This is a genomic window from Alteromonas sp. 1_MG-2023 (genome assembly GCF_030547075.1).
Classification (GTDB): Bacteria; Pseudomonadota; Gammaproteobacteria; order Enterobacterales; family Alteromonadaceae; genus Alteromonas.
The window spans coordinates 207,805-224,919 of the sequence record NZ_JAUOQH010000002.1 but is presented as its reverse complement, the minus strand read 5'-3'; the positions used below and the strand labels follow the sequence as shown (position 1 = coordinate 224,919).

The 17,115-nt window shown below is 43.0% G+C and carries 13 protein-coding genes and 1 pseudogene; 9 read left to right on the top strand and 5 right to left on the bottom strand.

Annotated features, from left to right (window positions below; translation table 11 throughout):
- Positions 1-2: 2 nt before the first annotated feature.
- Complete coding sequence (locus tag Q4561_RS02920; protein WP_303457479.1) at positions 3-2,189, bottom strand: hypothetical protein; 2,187 nt, start codon at positions 2,187-2,189, stop codon at positions 3-5.
- A 116-nt stretch (positions 2,190-2,305) separates the two neighbouring features.
- Between Q4561_RS02920 and ligA the strand changes: the two are divergent.
- A pseudogene (gene ligA / locus Q4561_RS02915) lies at positions 2,306-3,313 on the top strand (NAD-dependent DNA ligase LigA); the annotation flags it as partial.
- Positions 3,314-3,641: 328 nt separating this feature from the next.
- Here the strand turns inward: ligA and Q4561_RS02910 are convergent.
- Entirely contained in the window at positions 3,642-4,181 is a 540-nt protein-coding gene (locus tag Q4561_RS02910) for a DUF2062 domain-containing protein (RefSeq protein ID WP_303457477.1), read from the bottom strand.
- 24 nt (positions 4,182-4,205) lie between these two features.
- On the opposite strand from Q4561_RS02910, the gene Q4561_RS02905 reads away from it, so the two are divergent.
- From Q4561_RS02905 to Q4561_RS02880, 6 genes are all read left to right on the top strand, one after another.
- The gene (locus Q4561_RS02905; RefSeq protein ID WP_368411515.1) at positions 4,206-6,899 is read left to right on the top strand and encodes a DNA internalization-related competence protein ComEC/Rec2; all 2,694 of its coding nucleotides are present in this window, start codon (positions 4,206-4,208) and stop codon (positions 6,897-6,899) included.
- A 62-nt stretch (positions 6,900-6,961) separates the two neighbouring features.
- A complete protein-coding gene (gene msbA / locus Q4561_RS02900) occupies positions 6,962-8,716 on the top strand; it encodes a lipid A export permease/ATP-binding protein MsbA (RefSeq protein ID WP_303457664.1) in 1,755 nt (584 codons plus the stop codon).
- Positions 8,717-9,727: a tetraacyldisaccharide 4'-kinase gene (gene lpxK / locus Q4561_RS02895; RefSeq protein ID WP_303457476.1), complete on the top strand. Its 1,011-nt coding sequence runs from the start codon at positions 8,717-8,719 to the stop codon at positions 9,725-9,727.
- 16 nt (positions 9,728-9,743) lie between these two features.
- The gene (locus tag Q4561_RS02890) at positions 9,744-9,938 is read left to right on the top strand and encodes a Trm112 family protein (protein WP_303457474.1); all 195 of its coding nucleotides are present in this window, start codon (positions 9,744-9,746) and stop codon (positions 9,936-9,938) included.
- Between the two features lie 7 nt (positions 9,939-9,945).
- Positions 9,946-10,695: a 3-deoxy-manno-octulosonate cytidylyltransferase gene (gene kdsB, locus Q4561_RS02885; protein WP_303457472.1), complete on the top strand. Its 750-nt coding sequence runs from the start codon at positions 9,946-9,948 to the stop codon at positions 10,693-10,695.
- Positions 10,696-10,931: 236 nt separating this feature from the next.
- Positions 10,932-11,591, top strand: coding sequence for an SDR family oxidoreductase (locus tag Q4561_RS02880; RefSeq protein ID WP_303457470.1), 660 nt, complete (start codon positions 10,932-10,934; stop codon positions 11,589-11,591).
- Positions 11,592-11,849: 258 nt separating this feature from the next.
- Here the strand turns inward: Q4561_RS02880 and rimO are convergent, their stop codons facing one another.
- The gene (gene rimO, locus Q4561_RS02875) at positions 11,850-13,295 is read right to left on the bottom strand and encodes a 30S ribosomal protein S12 methylthiotransferase RimO (RefSeq protein ID WP_303457468.1); all 1,446 of its coding nucleotides are present in this window, start codon (positions 13,293-13,295) and stop codon (positions 11,850-11,852) included.
- Between the two features lie 193 nt (positions 13,296-13,488).
- Here rimO and Q4561_RS02870 point away from each other — a divergent pair, with 193 nt between their 5' ends.
- Both Q4561_RS02870 and Q4561_RS02865 read left to right on the top strand, forming a co-directional pair.
- Entirely contained in the window at positions 13,489-15,123 is a 1,635-nt protein-coding gene (locus Q4561_RS02870) for a triacylglycerol lipase (RefSeq protein ID WP_303457466.1), read from the top strand.
- Between the two features lie 107 nt (positions 15,124-15,230).
- On the top strand, positions 15,231-15,704 hold the full coding sequence (locus Q4561_RS02865; protein WP_303457465.1) for a DUF2919 family protein: 474 nt from the start codon (positions 15,231-15,233) through the stop codon (positions 15,702-15,704).
- Between the two features lie 26 nt (positions 15,705-15,730).
- Here Q4561_RS02865 and Q4561_RS02860 read toward each other — a convergent pair whose 3' ends face one another.
- Together Q4561_RS02860 and tcdA are read right to left on the bottom strand one after the other, a co-directional pair.
- Entirely contained in the window at positions 15,731-16,138 is a 408-nt protein-coding gene (locus tag Q4561_RS02860; protein ID WP_303457463.1) for a hypothetical protein, read from the bottom strand.
- A 176-nt stretch (positions 16,139-16,314) separates the two neighbouring features.
- On the bottom strand, positions 16,315-17,091 hold the full coding sequence (gene tcdA, locus Q4561_RS02855; protein WP_303457662.1) for a tRNA cyclic N6-threonylcarbamoyladenosine(37) synthase TcdA: 777 nt from the start codon (positions 17,089-17,091) through the stop codon (positions 16,315-16,317).
- Positions 17,092-17,115 lie beyond the last annotated feature (24 nt).

The following is a 17,115-nucleotide window of genomic DNA, read 5'->3' as shown; positions in this document are numbered from 1 at the left end:
TTTTATTTAACCTCGCTTTTTTGCACTGCAAGTTGAGCAGTTCGGAGCATTTGTTTCATTATGACAGTGCTTTCAGATATTGCTGAAACAGCATTGACACATTGCTCCTTAAGTATCGGATCACTACCAGTTTTAATATAGATAAGAGCTGTTATTATATTGTCGATAGAAACACAAAAATACACCTCTTTATTCTGGGTATTTTCATCATTCGGGTTTTTAAGTTTGTCGTAAAAATTACCACCCATATCTTCATTGTTAAAAGCAACTTCAAGCTGAGACTTTAATTCCTCCTCACTCATATTAAGCGCGTCTGAGGGCGAATCTTCCAAACCAATCGCCATGTATAGCAATATATTTTGAAACGCTCTAATTTTATTTCTATAGATTAGCTCTGATAGATAAGGGGGAATGTATCTATTTAAGGTTGTTTCGACTTTATTACCTAAGTAATTTGCGGTTCTCAATGCATCCCCTCTTGATTGAAGAAATATTAACACCCCTTTGGAACCTCTTATTTTTTTTAATGTTGAGTGTTGTAAGGCATTATTTTCACTAGGTAGGCTCGCTTTCATTTTGTTGAAGTTATGTTGAAATGCAGTGTCTGAAACATGTTGCACCCCATTTGCTGTCCGAATTATCCAAAGCTTTCTAATTTCGCTCGAATTTCTGGCTCTACTTGTCATTTCTAAAGCCATTTTCAGACAAGTAGCAGCATCTATATCTGATTTTTGTATCTGTGAGAGTAAGACGGGGCCTCCTTTAGCTTTCCTTGTTTTTGATTGTTTTGCGCGTTTTTTTAAAGCGCGAAGTCGGACAGACCCTTCATCAGTAATTTGAACAAACTCTCTACCAACCCCGTCAGATGATATCGAGATATCGTAGAGAGAAAATGGATTGATGCCAATTTCTTCCACGATTATCGTTTGCATAGCTGAAGCTACTTCTATGGTCAGTCCCAAATATCTGTTTACAGAATTACTTACTTTGTAAGGGCTATTTGGGTCATTGGTCCCACCTGCGATATAAAACTCATAGTTGCTGTCATAATACGCAACGCGCTTAGATGTTAAAAAGTCAGATATGTTGTTTTCTGGCCAAATCGCGCTTAATTTAGCTTGAAACTTGGGAGCAAGCTCAGCTTCGATATCAATGTGTTTATCTGTATGTTGTACAATGAAATTTTTATATTGAGTAACAACTTCGGATCCTAATAAATAATCTTGATAACCTTTCCAAACAATATCTTTTGCTACATCCGTCAAGCAGGCAAGGTTCGTATGGATTTCTTTTTTCAACAGTTCGAGAAATCGTGGCGTATCTTTATTAGAAGATATACTTTTTAAATCGTATAAATCTAAGCTAGATACTAAGGGATTGTTTGCATGCAATGTTTGATCACGCCATGACCCCTTATAGTTGTCAGGCAGGTCTATTTGGCTGTCTAGTAGTCCTTGTTCCATTAGTGTTCTTATTGCTTTACTAATAATATGGAAATGCAAATAAGCTGTATTTCTTTGATACCGGTCAAGCAGGTTCGCCCGGAATTTAATTAATTCACTTTGTAAAACCAGTGGATGATTATACCAATCAGGCTTATCTGTAGTTATACCGTTAAGAAAATCTGTTAATTGAGCTATTATCCTCTGCTTCGTTTTCTTCTTGTATGCCATCGCGTGATTTATCAAAGCGCCAGAGATTTCAGGGCTACATGTTTTATTCAGGACTTCTTTAAATACTCCAATTTTAGGATTTACATGCTTGAATCCTAATTGAATTTTTCTAGGGATTGCTTGCTTTTTAAGTTCTTCATAAGTCATTTTGGGGATAGCAACACTGAGAAAAGAGAGATGTTCTGTAGAATAAGGTACCCAAGTTATATCGCCACGCTCTATCAATTTAATAATATGTGTTTTTAGTGATATAAAGTTTGAATATGCAGTAGGTTTAGCAAGTCGCTGGCTTAAATCTATAGCTACAAGTTTCAAACAATAAGTTAAGTCCTTTCTACCACTAGATAGCAATACAGGGCAGAGGATATTGCTATATGCAACAAGATTTTTTGATATTTTCATGACTTGGGAGTAGCTTATTTCTTTGAACAGTTCAACCGTGCCACCGTGTATAGACTCTCCATAATGGATTTTGATAAAGGCATATTTTTCATCTAAGCTCATTGTCGTATCCATTTGCATTTCCTACCTGTATGTTTTCAAATAGGTGAAGCTATTTTATTTTTGATATAAAGTCTAATATAACCGGATGTTCTCTAATTGAAATTAGGTTGCTCTGGTGACACTTACGATTAACCCCTGTAGCTCGATTAGAGCCGGTATTTGTAGGTGGTGTAACTGTATCGAATGCCACGTTACATAACCAAGATGAAATTGACCGCTTAGGGGTGAAAGTAGGCGATTACGTTATTATTCGACGGGCGGGGGATGTTATTCCGCAAGTGGTATCGGTCGTAGATGCTAAAAGAGATGACAGCGTTAGGGATATTACTTTTCCCACAACCTGCCCAGTGTGCGACTCTAATGTAGGAAAACTAGAAGACGAAGCCGTTGCACGCTGTACTGGTGGATTGATATGTGCAGCACAGCGCAAGCAAGCGTTAAAGCACTTTGCCTCACGAAAAGCATTTGATATTGATGGGTTAGGCGACAAGTTGGTCGATCAACTGGTTGATGCTGACTTAGTGCATAGCCCTGCAGATTTCTTTAATCTTAAATTGGGCGATGTGGTTGGGCTTGAGCGCATGGCTGAAAAGTCTGCTGCCAAATTGTTGCTCTCACTCGAGGCTTCGAAAACCACCACATTAGCGAAGTTTTTATATGCACTTGGTATTCGAGAAGTAGGAGAGGCTACCGCCGCCAATCTAGCCCTGCATTTTGAGACCCTTGATGCTATTCGAAGCGCCAGTGAAGATGAATTAATTGAAGTACAAGATGTGGGCGGCATTGTAGCAGCGCATTTGCATAACTTTTTTAACGAATCGCACAATACCGATGTTATCGATGCCTTATTAGACGCTGGTATTAATTGGCCTGCCATTGAGAAGAAGCCACAAAGTGCATTACCGCTTGATGGACAAACCTGTGTAGTAACAGGAACGTTAAGTGAAATGGGCCGCTCCGATGTTAAAGCGAAGCTGCAATTATTAGGGGCTAAAGTGGCAGGCTCGGTATCCAAAAACACTTCATTTTTGGTTGCTGGTGAAAAAGCCGGATCTAAGCTGACAAAAGCGCAAGAGCTAGACGTAGATGTATGGGATGAAGCCAAGTTGCTCGCATTCTTAGCAGAGCATGATTAGTAGGTTAGCTTTGTATATGAAATCAGTACCTAAGATTAGCCAGCATGCGCTGTATATGTGTTTTTACATATGCAGTGCATAAAATGCTTGTATAGCGCGCTGGCTCAACACGTTAGCTCAGTACGTTAGCTCAATATGTTAGCCCAGCACGTTAGCTCAATATGTTAGCTCAGTACATTAGCTCAGTACGGTAACTCGATATGTTAGCCCTGCAGGTTGATAAAATACTTAGGCAAAACATGAGCAGCCATTATTTATAGAATACATATCTAACAAACGTAAAAAAGGCGCTTTAAGCGCCTTTTTTGCATCATTTATTAATGCTCAGTTATTGCTGAGCTTGCAAATTTGCTTTAGCTCGAGCTTGCTTTCTGCGTTCCCACGCTTTTTTAACCTGGAATCGCCATATCCAATTTAGGGTGAAATACCCAATAACACTGGCTACCACAGAGCAAATCGCACAGCCTACCAAAAAGGCAGGGCCAACAGTAGTGATGCTTTCTACTACCCATTGCCAGCTGAATTGAAACTCGAAATGCTCAGGCTTGGTCCCAAGTACAGTAGAACCAATCTTATAAGCAGCATAAAATATCGGCGGTATAGTGAAAGGGTTAGTAACCCATACTGTTGCTACCGAAAGGGGAAGGTTCGCGCGAAAGGGAATGGCCACGCCTGCAGAAAGCCACATTTGAAATGGCACAGGCCAGAACGCGAAAAATAACCCTATGCAGAAACCGCCCGCCGCGGAACGCCTGTTTAAATGCCATAAATTAGGTTCGTGCAAAACACTGCCGAAAACGCGCAGAATTTTGTTGTTCTTTACAACCTGCGGGTCGGGCAGGAAACGTCTAATAAATTTCTTTGGCATAACACTCGTTCATTAACTATCAACATGTGGGCTAGATTCAGCCGACTATATCTATTGCTACGTAAAACAATGGTAAATCGTATCACAATTTGGTGTGGCAGTTTTTGTATTAGCGCTGTAACTGCCGTTTTATGGGCTGTTCTGCCACCCCTAAATTTCATTATGGCGCTTGCCATAAGTGGGGGAGTGCTGCTGTTTATCTCGCAATGCAGTTTTCACTTTCTAGCAATAGTCTGTACCAAGCGAATCAATTGGATAAAGTTTGCACTTATTGCAATAAGTGGCGCGTTGATTGGCGCTACATGGATGGCGAGTGTAGGGTATTGGCACCTATCTTGGCAACTACCAGAGAGCAAAATTCAACAAGATGTCACAATTAATGGCGTTGTAGTGCAAGGGGGTTGTCTAAATGGTCAAAAGTTAAGCGTAGATGCGGAATCTCGCATTTATTCTTACACGGTGCACATGAATAAAATGGATGCCGTTATACTGCCAATAACAAAGAAAGTGAAGCTTAGCCATCGAACGAATGCTCGTTTCAAGGCTCACTCTACCGACCATTCAGCCGTTTATTCCAGCGCTCAGTCCAACGAACGGCAAAATAACGAGTGTTTACACAATGGTGATAGCTTTATTGCTACGGTTAAATTAAAGCCAGCCTATGGTGTGCTTAACCCAGTGGGTTTTAATCGACAACAGTATCTCACCAGCCAACACATAGTGGCCACTGGCTATATTAAGAAACTAGATATTGAAAATACCACGCACAACCACAGCACTCGACATAATATTTCAGCGTTTTTATCTACATTGCCACTTAATCAGATGCGATGGTTTCAGGCTTTGTTAATAGGTGAGCGCAGCTTATTAACTAAAGAAGACTGGCATACCATAGGGCAAACAGGCACAGCACATGTATTTAGCATATCGGGTATGCATTTATCGGTTATAGCTATGGCGGCTTTCTATAGTTGCAACGTGATTATTCTAATACTGTTACTGATTAATTTTGCTTTGAAAAGCAAAGCTGGGTTTGTCAATTTTAGAACCTATGTTGTCTTTACTGTTGTAATAAGTGCTGCGTTTTATGTGATGCTAAGCGGCATGGCACTGCCTGTGGTGAGGGCCTTTATTTTACTCACAGTAGGCGTAGGCTTTGCGGTATTCAACAAGGTGCTGCGACCTGTGAATTTAGGCATATTCATGCTGTTCACTTGTATTTTGGTCTTCCCCTTGTCCTTATTACAAGCCAGTTTCTATTTAAGTGTTGGCGCAGTGATCAGTATTTGGCTACTTAATTGGCGATTTCATTTTCATGCGATGCCTTGGTACAACGCGCTATTTTGTATTCAGTTAGGCGTAAGTGTGGTGATGGCGCCTATTTCCTTATTGTGGTTTGGTACGGCCAGCGTGATTGGCATCATCGCGAATATGCTGGTACTTCCTATTGTTGCGCTTATTCTGCCAATTGCTCTGCTAGCTTTGTTAGTAGGCTACTTTATTCCGGTCAGCCTTAGTTTTAGTGTTTGGGTGTTACAAAAAATAGATAGGGTGTTTACTTGGGTTATGGCGTTGCTGACGGAGGCGGCGTCTTACCCTTTAAGTGCTATTCACTTTTACCCGAGTTCAGGTGCTATGTTGTGTTTGTTGGGGGCCATGTTATTCGGGTTATTACCTTATTGGCGGTACAAGTGGGTATGTATGCTATTGCTTGTACTGCCGTTGTTTGTTTCTTTTATTCCAGCCTCACCGTCAACATGGTACGTGAACGTATTCGATGCTGGGCAAGGTACGGCAATAGCTGTCACTAAAGGTAAGCACGCGGTTATTATTGATACTGGCCCTATGTATAACGGTGAAGCCCCTTTAGCAGGTAAAGTCTTACCCGCATTTCTGGCTAAAACCAACAGCACCTTGGTAGATATGGTGATCCATAGCCATGGCGATACCGATCACGCCGGCGGGCGGCAAGCGTTTAAAGCGTGGCTAGATAGCGAAGGTCTCAACCCATCTTGGATAAGTCCTGTTGATGGGTGTGAGCGAGGAAAAGTTACTCGGTGGCAAGGGCTAACGCTTTCATTTTTATGGCCAGAAAAAGGGAACGTTGAAGACAGTAATGCCATGTCATGTGTAGTGAAAATAGATGATGGGCATCGAAGTGTTTTATTCCCCGGCGATATTGAACGCACTAGTGAATATGCCATTTTACAGACTGAATATAAGCGTGGTGACGTTGATGATAATGTTAGTTCTAATACCAATATTGAACCGGGTGGTAAAAATGAGGCTAATCATTTGTCGGTTAATGCAGATGTGTTAATCGCTCCTCATCATGGCAGTAAGACCTCATCTACTAATATTTGGATACAAAAAGTGTCGCCAGAGGTAGTTATATATACTCAAGGTTATGAAAATAGGTGGAAATTTCCAAGTAAATCTGTAGTTTCACGTTATCAAGAATATGGTGTTCGCCAATTCACCACCAGTGAATTTGGTTTCATTCGACTTGAGTTCGCAAAAGGTGGCTATATAGTTAGTTCAGAGCGAAAGCATACCCAGAGGCGTTGGTATCTGCCCGCTCATGCGCCAAGGCATGTTCTAAAGCATGGTTCAAAGCCTGCGCCAAAGTCCGAGCCAAGGCACCAGCTATCTCCTAACTTTACAGATTCTGTGGGTGTAAATAAGTATAATTTCCCATCAAAGCATAGGGTTGATTAGGGAAATGGCGCAAGTGCTAGTACAATACTCGGGGTAAAAGTAATGAATAACGAACAGGTTAAATCACTTTGAAGCAACAAACCGATCCGTCGGCCTTTCAGGTTAAACGCTTTTTACGCTATCTGCGTGAATATAAACTCCCTTTTTTCGTTGCCGTAATCGGCATGGTGGGCTATTCCGCAGTAGATACCTTTGTATTTGCGCAATTGCAGCCCATGATTGACGAGTCCTTAGGGAAAAATGATCATGCATACCTACGGTTGGCTGCCTTTGCAATTGTGCCTTTATTTTTATTACGAGGCATATTTAACTTCCTTGGTACTTACACGCTAACCTGGATTGGATCGCAGGTTGTCATGCGTATGCGCCAGCAGTTATTCGACAAATATATTCATCTGCCTGTCTCTTTTCACGATACGCAAGCGGTTGGTGGGTTAATAAGTAAAGTAACCTACGACACTGAACAAGTAGCCAATGCGTCGGGTAAAGCCTTATTAACCTTAGTTAGGGAAGGGGCTTTGGTGATTGGCTTGTTAGCCGTAATGTTCTATTACTCATGGCAGCTTTCCCTTATTTTCTTACTGATAGGCCCGCTTGTAGCCATCATTGTATCGTTTGTTAGTAAGCGGTTCAGAGTGGTGAGCAAAAACATTCAGCAAGCCATGGGCAACTTAACGTCTGCAGTAGAACAGGCTGTTAAAGGCCACAAAGTGGTGATTATGTTTGGTGGACAAACCATCGAACAAAAGCGTTTCGAGAAAAAGAATAACGATAATCGTCAGCAAACTATGAAGCTTGCGGTTACCCAAATCTTAAGTGTGTCGTCTATTCAGGTTATTGCGTCTCTTGCTCTAGCGGTAGTGCTCTATATTGCCAGTACCCCTGGCATGGTAGAAAAGCTTTCAGCAGGTGTTTTCATAAACGTGGTGTTTTGTATGGTGATGTTATTAAAGCCATTGAAACAGCTCACAACGATAAATAATGAATTTCAAAAAGGCATGACAGCGTGTGTTAGCGTATTTGAAATTTTAGATAGAGAAAATGAAGCCGACTCAGGTGATGTACAAATAGAGCGGGCCGTAGGTAAAATTGAATTCGATGATGTGACCTTTACTTACCCAGGCAAACATTCACCTGCACTAACGAACGTGTCGTTTACCGCAGAGCCTGGCCATTCGGTTGCCTTGGTTGGGCGTTCGGGAAGCGGTAAATCGACGATTTCGTCTTTGCTCACCCGTTTCTATTCGCCGCAAAGTGGGCAAGTACGATTAGATGATAACCCATTAGACAGTATTGATTTGAAATCACTACGTGCGCAGTTTGCCGTGGTATCGCAAAACGTGACCCTGTTCAACGACTCTATTGCCAATAATATTGCTTATGGCGCGAAAGAAACCGTGACAAAAGCGCAAATAGAGCAAGCATGCAAAATGGCCCATGTGGATGAGTTTTTGGGTAACCTGCCTGAAGGTATCGATACTGTTATTGGTGAAAACGGCCTGATGTTATCGGGTGGTCAGCGCCAACGAATCGCCATTGCTCGCGCTGTTTTAGCCGATGCGCCTATTTTGATTTTAGATGAAGCAACCTCAGCGCTTGATACCGAATCTGAAAGATTGATTCAAGATGCGTTAGAAACGCTTCAGCAACGTTGCACCAGTATTGTTGTTGCTCATAGGTTGTCGACCATTGAAAATGCCGACACGATTATGGTGGTTGAGCAAGGCCGTATTATTGAAAGTGGTAAGCACCACGAGTTGTTAGAAAAAGGCGGGCATTATGCTCAGCTACACGCGTTACAATTTGGCGACCATTAAGTGAGCCGTGTGGTAAAAAGCTGGTACGCTGGCCATCCACTTGTTTGGCTTTTGTCGCCGCTTACCGTGCTGTTTTGGCTGATTTCTACCTGTCGAAGACTCGCGTTTAGGGCTGGTTTAAAAAAGATTTATCGTGGCAGTGCCAAGGTTATCGTCGTTGGGAATATTTCCGTTGGTGGTAACGGCAAAACACCTGTTGTGCTTGCCCTTGCACAGTATTATCGTAAAAAAGGGGTCAGTGTCGGTATTTTAAGTAGAGGGTATGGCGGTAAATCTAGCTACTACCCACGAAAAGTGACCGGCAATGATGCAGCAAACGAAGTGGGTGACGAACCCCGGTTGCTGGCAATTCGTAGCCAAGTCCCCGTAGTAATTGACCCCATACGCAGCCGAGGGGCTGATTACCTTTCTAACGAACTTCATTGCGACCTTATTATTTGTGATGATGGTCTTCAGCACTATGCTCTAGCACGAGATGTTGAAGTGGTAGTAATGGACGAGCGTTTAACTGGCAGTGGTTTGTTGTTGCCCATGGGGCCGCTTAGAGAAGGTCACTGGCGATTGGCTACTGTGGATGCCATCGTACACAATCGTGCTGATATCAAAAAGCCAGCGCTTAAAGCGGGGCAAACACCTCAGTATCTTATGCATTTAAAGGCAGGGGAGATGTGTTCAGTTACTAATCCCACCCAGCAGATTGGTATTGATAGGGTAAGCGCAAAAACAATTACTGCAATGGCAGGTATTGGCGCCCCCGAGCGATTTTTCACTCAGTTAGAAAGTATGGGTTTAACGCTTTCAACTAAAATCCCGTTTCCTGATCATCACCAATTTACGGTTGAAGATATTCCAGCAGGTACGGTATTAATGACAGAGAAAGATGCGGTGAAGGTGAGCGAATTTGCGCATAATGACTGTTGGTATTTGCCCGTTTCAGCAAGTATTGACCCGCAGTTTTTCACACAAATAGATAACAAGCTGGTTAATGCCGGCTTAATAATGACGCCTTAGGAAGCAAGGAAATACAATGGCATTCGATAACAAATTATTAGAAGTACTGGCGTGCCCAGTGTGCAAAGGCAAGTTAGTGCTAAACGAAGAAAAAGATAAGTTAATTTGTCGTTTCGACCGTTTAGCGTTCGATATTATAGACGGTATTCCTGTGCTTATTGAAAGCAAAGCAACCACCATGACACTTGATGAAGTAGACGCAACGCGATAGGTATGTGATGGCATTTACAGTAGTTATTCCCGCGCGTTACGGTTCAAGCCGTTTTCCCGGAAAGCCCCTTGCTGATATTAACGGCAAACCCATGATTCAACATGTGGTTGAACGGGCAAGTGAAGCCGGAGCTGAGCGAATTATTGTGGCCACGGATGATACGCGCATAGCCGAGGTGGCTAGCCAGTTTTCTCATGTCTGCATGACCGCCGATACCCATCAGTCGGGCACCGAACGTATTGCCGAGGTGATTGATAAAGAAAATATTGCTGCCGATAGCATAGTGGTTAATGTGCAAGGTGATGAGCCTTTCATTCCTGCGGTAAATATTAAGCAAGTAGCGAGTAATTTAGCCAATGCTCCTCAATGCGTGATGGCGACTTTGTCTACGCCGATTTTAGAAAGCAACGATGTGTTTAACCCGAATATGGTTAAAGTATTGGTAAATGCACATCAAGAGGCGATGTATTTTTCTCGCTCGGCAATCCCTTTTGAACGAGATCGTATGATGGAAGATAGCCAAAGTGCTGATCCTAAATTGTACTTTCGACATATAGGCATTTATGCGTACCGAGCTCAATATGTGCAGCAATATGTAAGTTATCAGCCTAGCGCGTTAGAACAGATTGAGTCTCTTGAGCAGCTTCGTGCGCTTTGGTATGGCGATAAAATTCACTGTACCGTGGCGAACGCCAAGCCACCTGTGGGTATTGATACGCCGGAAGACTTGGAACGTTTACTCGCCTCGCTTAATTAGGTGAAGCTGCAAAATTCTCAAATGGGTGCTGTAAAGTAGCACCGGTAATTTAAGCGAATAGCATTGCCGCTTAAATTGGTATTTTTATTGTGCGTATATGCAAAACATTTTTTCGGCTCAGTTTTTCCGTGAGTTTTTTGCATGAACTTCCCGCATGAGCTTTTCGCACAAAATCGCTACGTGCGATTCTTCAAACTCTTACGCAATGCAGATACACGTAAATAGGGAGTGTTAATATGAACGTAGTCATTACAGGCGGTAACCGTGGCATAGGCTTAGCTTTGGTTAAGCGATATAAAGCGCAAGGTGCTACCGTTTACGCCACCTGCCGTAACAGTTGCGATGAACTAAACTCATCGGGTGTAAAAGTGGTAACGGGCGTTGATGTGTCGCAGCCCGAAACATTAGCGGAAAGTCTCGCGTCACTAGCTGATATCAAAATTGACCTGCTAATTAACAATGCTGGTGTGTTAGGCAGGGAAAGCATCGATGATTGGGAGCCGCCTACCATCGATTATCAGTTTAGAGTGAACGCAATGGGTCCATTGCTTGTTACCCAAACTCTTTTACCTTCCATGGCCGCTAACAGCAAGATAGCCATGATAACCAGCAGAATGGGCTCTATGACCGATAACACCTCTGGTGGCTATTATGGTTATAGAATGTCGAAAGCGGCGCTAAATGCCGCGGGCGTGTCTTTAGCTAACGACCTAAAACCTAAAGGCATAGCCGTAGGTTTGTTTCACCCTGGGTTTGTACAAACAGAAATGGTGAACGGTAGCGGCGATATTGACGCCGATACTTCAGCTGAAAGGTTAGTGGCGCGTATTTCAGAAATGAACATCGACAATGCAGGGCGCTTCATCCATTCCAATGGCGATGAACTGCCTTGGTAACGCTGTTTTAGGCTAAAGAAGCTCTTGATTGCACAAGCTTTTGGTTATAGGAGCTCTTGGGTTGAAGGAGCTCATGGCTAAAATACTTTTGTAGCATATTGAGTGTAAATACGTCCAATAAAAAACCGGTAATGCTTTAGGCTTTACCGGTTTTTTGTTGTCTACTCTTATTTATGGTTTGGTCTTCAGGTTTTACTTTCTTTTTTGTCTCACTTTCACCATATACAATCAGCTAGTAAAGTCCAAGTGGCTCTAAAATTACTGGTCTTCGCCTTCTTCATCGTCTTGATCTTCAGATAACACAGCCCACACATCGTGCTCGTTAGCATGAATGACTTCAGCCCACACTCTTTGACCCGGTTTTACATCGTACACGCCATTAAGGTGAACTAAGCCATCAACTTCAGGAGCATCGGCGTACGTTCGCCCTACAGCACCTTCGCTGTCTACACTGTCGATTACCACTTGGTATTCGTTGCCAATGCGTGCTTGTAAGCGCTGAGCACTAATTTCACCCTGAACTTCCATGAAGCGAGCTAAGCGCTCTTGCTTAATATCTTCTGGCACTGGATCTGGCAAGTCGTTGGCGCGAGCACCTTCAACCGGCGAGTAAGCAAATGCGCCTACGCGATCTAGTTGTGCTTCACGAATAAACTCGAGTAACTCTTCAAACTCTTCTTCTGTTTCACCCGGAAAGCCTACAATAAACGTAGAGCGAATAACTAAAGAAGGGCAGGCTTCACGCCATTTTTTAACGCGCTCAAGTGTGCGATCTGCACTTCCTGGGCGTTTCATTAGGCGCAAAATACGTTTGTTGGCGTGTTGAAACGGTATGTCGAGGTAAGGCAGAATCTCACCTTCGTTCATCAATGGAATGAGTTCGTCTACGTGCGGGTAGGGGTACACGTAATGTAGGCGCACCCAAATGCCCATTTCACCTAGTTTTTCACACAATTGTTTCATGTGAGTTTTCACAGGCATGCCATCCCAGAAACCGGTTCTGTGTTTAACGTCAACCCCGTATGCACTGGTGTCTTGGGAAATTACCAGTAACTCTTTAACACCCGCAGCTTTTAGTCGCTTCGCTTCGTCTAATACACTGCCCACAGGGCGGCTAACTAGGTCGCCACGCATCGATGGAATGATGCAGAAAGTACATCTGTGGTTACAGCCTTCTGATATTTTTAAATAAGCATAGTGACGCGGGGTTAATTTAACACCGTGATCAGGGACTAAATGCTCAAACGGATTATGTTGTGGCTTAGGTAGGTGCTCGTGAACTTGCTCAACCACCGACTCATAGGCGTGAGGGCCAGTGATCGCTAATACATTTGGGTGTACTTCACGGATTTCGTCTTCTTTAATACCCAAGCAGCCAGTAACAATGACTTTTCCGTTTTCTTTAAGTGCTTCACCAATGGTATCAAGTGACTCTTCTACGGCCGCATCAATAAAGCCACACGTATTTACAATGACTAAATCGGCATCGTTATAAGTAGGAACAACATCGTAGCCTTCGGTACGCAGTTGCGTAAGAATGCGCTCGGAGTCTACCAAGTTTTTAGGGCAGCCTAAGCTAACAAAGCCAATACGTGCGCCATTGCTTGCACCTGTACTACGATTCTCCGTCAGTGTTTTTACTGGCGTTTCCAACGTAGTGGTTTTGTTTACTGCTTTACTTGGATCAAAGGTTTCTACTGTCATCTAAAATATCACCCGGTAAACGACGCTACTTGTGCCTAAAATGGCCGCGGATTATACAGTAAGTATGACGGGTTCGCAGCCCTTTGGGCTAAAACTTTTTCAACTAAACACCATGTAGCCAATAAGTGGAAAGTTGAACGAAAATTCATCATACTCATTCGCTGTTCTTAACCACGTTACTTGGCAGGGCTTCATGAGCGGTCTTAGGTATGGCAAGGCGTTGTCCATTGTACTTAGCATACTAACGCTTTGCTTAGCGTCGTGTTCATCGAACTATTATAAGCCAGAGCCACCATCGCTCAATTTACGCCTTTCTACCTCTCCTAAATATATCACCGATTTTATAGGCCATTCCACTCGAGAACTTTACTGGGATTGCGTTACGGTATTACCCCGCTCAACTGAAGGGTTGATAAACAGTTTATTGTGTACGCAAGCCTTGCTTAGCCGAGAAGATGTGAGTGCTGACGAGCGTCAATTTGCGTTAAAGCGCAATAGAGCGGCGCTGATGAGGCTACTTACTTTACGTATGTCAGGTAAAGAGGATAAGGCCCATTTTCATACCCACTTGAATTTAGATCAGCCAATCATTTTTGCGTCTAGGATGCGCGCAACTGAAGAGACGTTGCAGCCCAACATTCTGGGCGAATTCGGCGTGGCTATTGTGGTAAGAGAGGCAGCAACCACTGCTTTAGCACAAACCTACTACCCCCAAGAAGGCACCTATAGCAGTTATACCCTGATGTTCCAAGGCATTAAGTTAGACGGTAATGAGGTTCACATTACCTTAGATGCACAGCAAATTCATGGTCGAACTACAGTAAGGGTAGGGAGCAATGCTTACATGGCAAGGTATTCGCCTAGCGCCACTTATTTAGCCTTACTCAATGATGCCACGGTAGGGGGCCTTCGTTGGCAAGGGTTTGTGGGCACTAAACAAGCAAAAGCGCTTAGAGGTATTTACGTTATTGGGGAGATGTCAGACACCAAGATACCCCTTATTATGATCCATGGACTCAATTCATCCCCTTTAATTTGGCGCTATTTAACAATGGCGGTAATGAATGATGAATGGCTAAACGAATGCTATCAAGTTTGGCATGTACTTTATCCTTCAGGCCAGCCTCCACTTTATAGCGCCATGAAGATTCGAAGAGAGCTAGATGCACTATTGGCCACCATAGATAACCCCCTAATTACCCGTGAAGCGGTGTTTATAGGGCACAGTTTAGGCGGCCTGGTGACAAAATTACTGACGGTAAAATCGGGAAATGCATTCTGGGATACCACGTTTACCGTGCCACCGGAACAACTTGCGATGGTGATGACAGACGATATTGAAGATACTCTGTTTTTTGAGCCGAGATTTGAAACCAACACAGTATTTTATTTGGACACACCGCATAAAGGCTCTGCGTTGGCGGCATCTGCGTTAGGGTATATTGGTTCATCGCTGGTACAGATACCCTACGAGCTTAAAAACATGTTTGTTGATGTGCTTGAAGATTCGGGATTAGATATTGTACAGCCACAAATGCAGAGTTATTTAGCAGAGGCTAAGTTTAAGAGCCTTGATTCATTAAAACCAGGCCACCCTTTAATGAACACCCTTTACACCATGCCTGTTCAAGGCAAAGCGTATTCGATTATTGGCTCGAAAAAGCAAACGGAATGTGAAAATAGGGAAGTGTGCTTATTGCTGACAGACGGTGTAGTTACATACGAAAGTGCTGATATTCCAGAAGCGCTAGAAAGACTAATTGTTGTTTCGAAGCACAATTCGTTTAAATCACCTGATGCCGTGTCGTTTATATTAAAACATTTATAAATCTCTGAAATCGCCGGATATTTTATTTAAGCGCTTTAAGTTTTCATTATTAGCCCAATAATAACTGAGTTATTAATTATTCTTTGAAGCAAGGTTACTCGTTTTTCATGCTAAAACTGCCATTAAAATACTACGATGAATCTGGCCGAATCTTACCTCCCAAATGGCTGTATGTGATACTGGCACTGTTCAGTCTTGACTGGATTGCTTTTATATTTTCGCTGGCATCTCGGTCACAAACAGAAGCCTTACTAAAATTGTTTTATCCTCAAAGCGATAGCTTAGGATTAGCATTACTAAGTAGTGTACCTATAGTGTTAGGGCTTGTGCTTATTTCACAACGGGAAAGGCTATGGAAAAGAGGGTGGATAAAGTGGTCTAGTGCTTTGTTGCCTCTTATATTAGTAGGTGTGTTGGCTTCACTTTGTGTACAGTTTTATCACATTGTCTCTGTGCATTGGGGCTTTGAAATGATAACCGCCATCAAAGTGGTTATTTCAATCATCAGTGTCTATTGTATTAGTCGAAGCCGACATCTGCGTTGGATGCTAGAAGACTGGAAAAAGCCCCATTACGAATAGCTCCATTATGAATAGCCCCAGGGGTATTACTGGCGGTGATTACTCACAGATTGATCGAAATACGCTTTAACGCTAATTTGGCTATCATTCACTAAGCGCTCGTAACATATACCGGCAAAAGCATAAGAGTTTTCACCCACAACCAGTAATACGTATGGCGCTTTAGGGTTTGACTGGTCATAAAGCCAAGTGCCGCCTACTAAACGCTGGAAGGTTTCACCTACATACGCGCCAAAGATATTGCAGATTGTAAAAACGGCTTCATCTTCTAATGCACGGTCATGATATTTGTCGATAAAGCTAAGTAAGATATCATCAACAAGTGCCACACTTTGGGCAGAATAATCTAAAGTTAAACTGAACTCTTCTTTCGCAGCAGAAATAGCGTCATCGGCGCAGTCTTTCATTAATTGTTCGAGTTCTATGGGTGACATCCTATTATCCTTTTATCTTAACCTTGATGTGTAACGTTAATGTACTTTGCATCATCACGAACAGTGCTTACTGCCATTGTTGTCTATATAGTTTCTTCAAACGTACAGTTACTAAAACGTAAAGCTACTAAAAACGTATGGCTTCTATGTATTGTGCGGCAGTTATTAGCGTTTGTCTATTTATGACCGGTTAAGCGATTGATAATACTGGCCGATGCAAACATACCAAAGGTGGCTGTCACCGTCACAACGGCACCAAAACCGCCAGCACAATCAAGCCGAGTACCGTTTTCCATAGCCGATTTGTTATAACAAACACTGCCATCGGGCTGGGGGTAACGTAATTGTTCCGTTGAATAAATGCATTCAACGCCAAAACGCCGTTTAGGGTTCTTAGTGAAATTATAGTTACGTCTTAGTTCACTGCGTAGTTTGGCAGCCAGTGGATCTTGCGTGGTTTTCGAGAGATCGCCTCGAGTCACTTGGGTGGGGTCTATTTGCCCACCCGCACCACCCACAGTCACAATGGGAATTTTCGCCCGTTTACAGTGAGCTACCATGGCAGCTTTAGCTCGAATGCTGTCAGTGGCATCAATGACAGCATGCATATCGTTAGTAAGCAGTTCTGCAGTATTTTCTGGCGTGACAAAATCTTCAATACACACAAGTTCGCAGTTAGGGTTGATGCCTTTAATGCGATTAGCAATCGCCTCTACTTTTGGCTCGCCTATGGTATCGGTCATAGCGTGAATTTGGCGGTTAGTATTGGTTACGCATACATCATCTAAATCAATGAGCGTGATTTTACCTACGCCTGAGCGCGCAAGAGCCTCTGCACTCCAGCTTCCAACACCACCAATGCCTACAACGCACACATGGCTACTGGCAAGTTTTTCTGCAGCTTCTAACCCGTAAAGGCGCACGATGCCGCCAAATCTTTGATCTTCCAATATAGTCACACTATTTATTCCAGAACT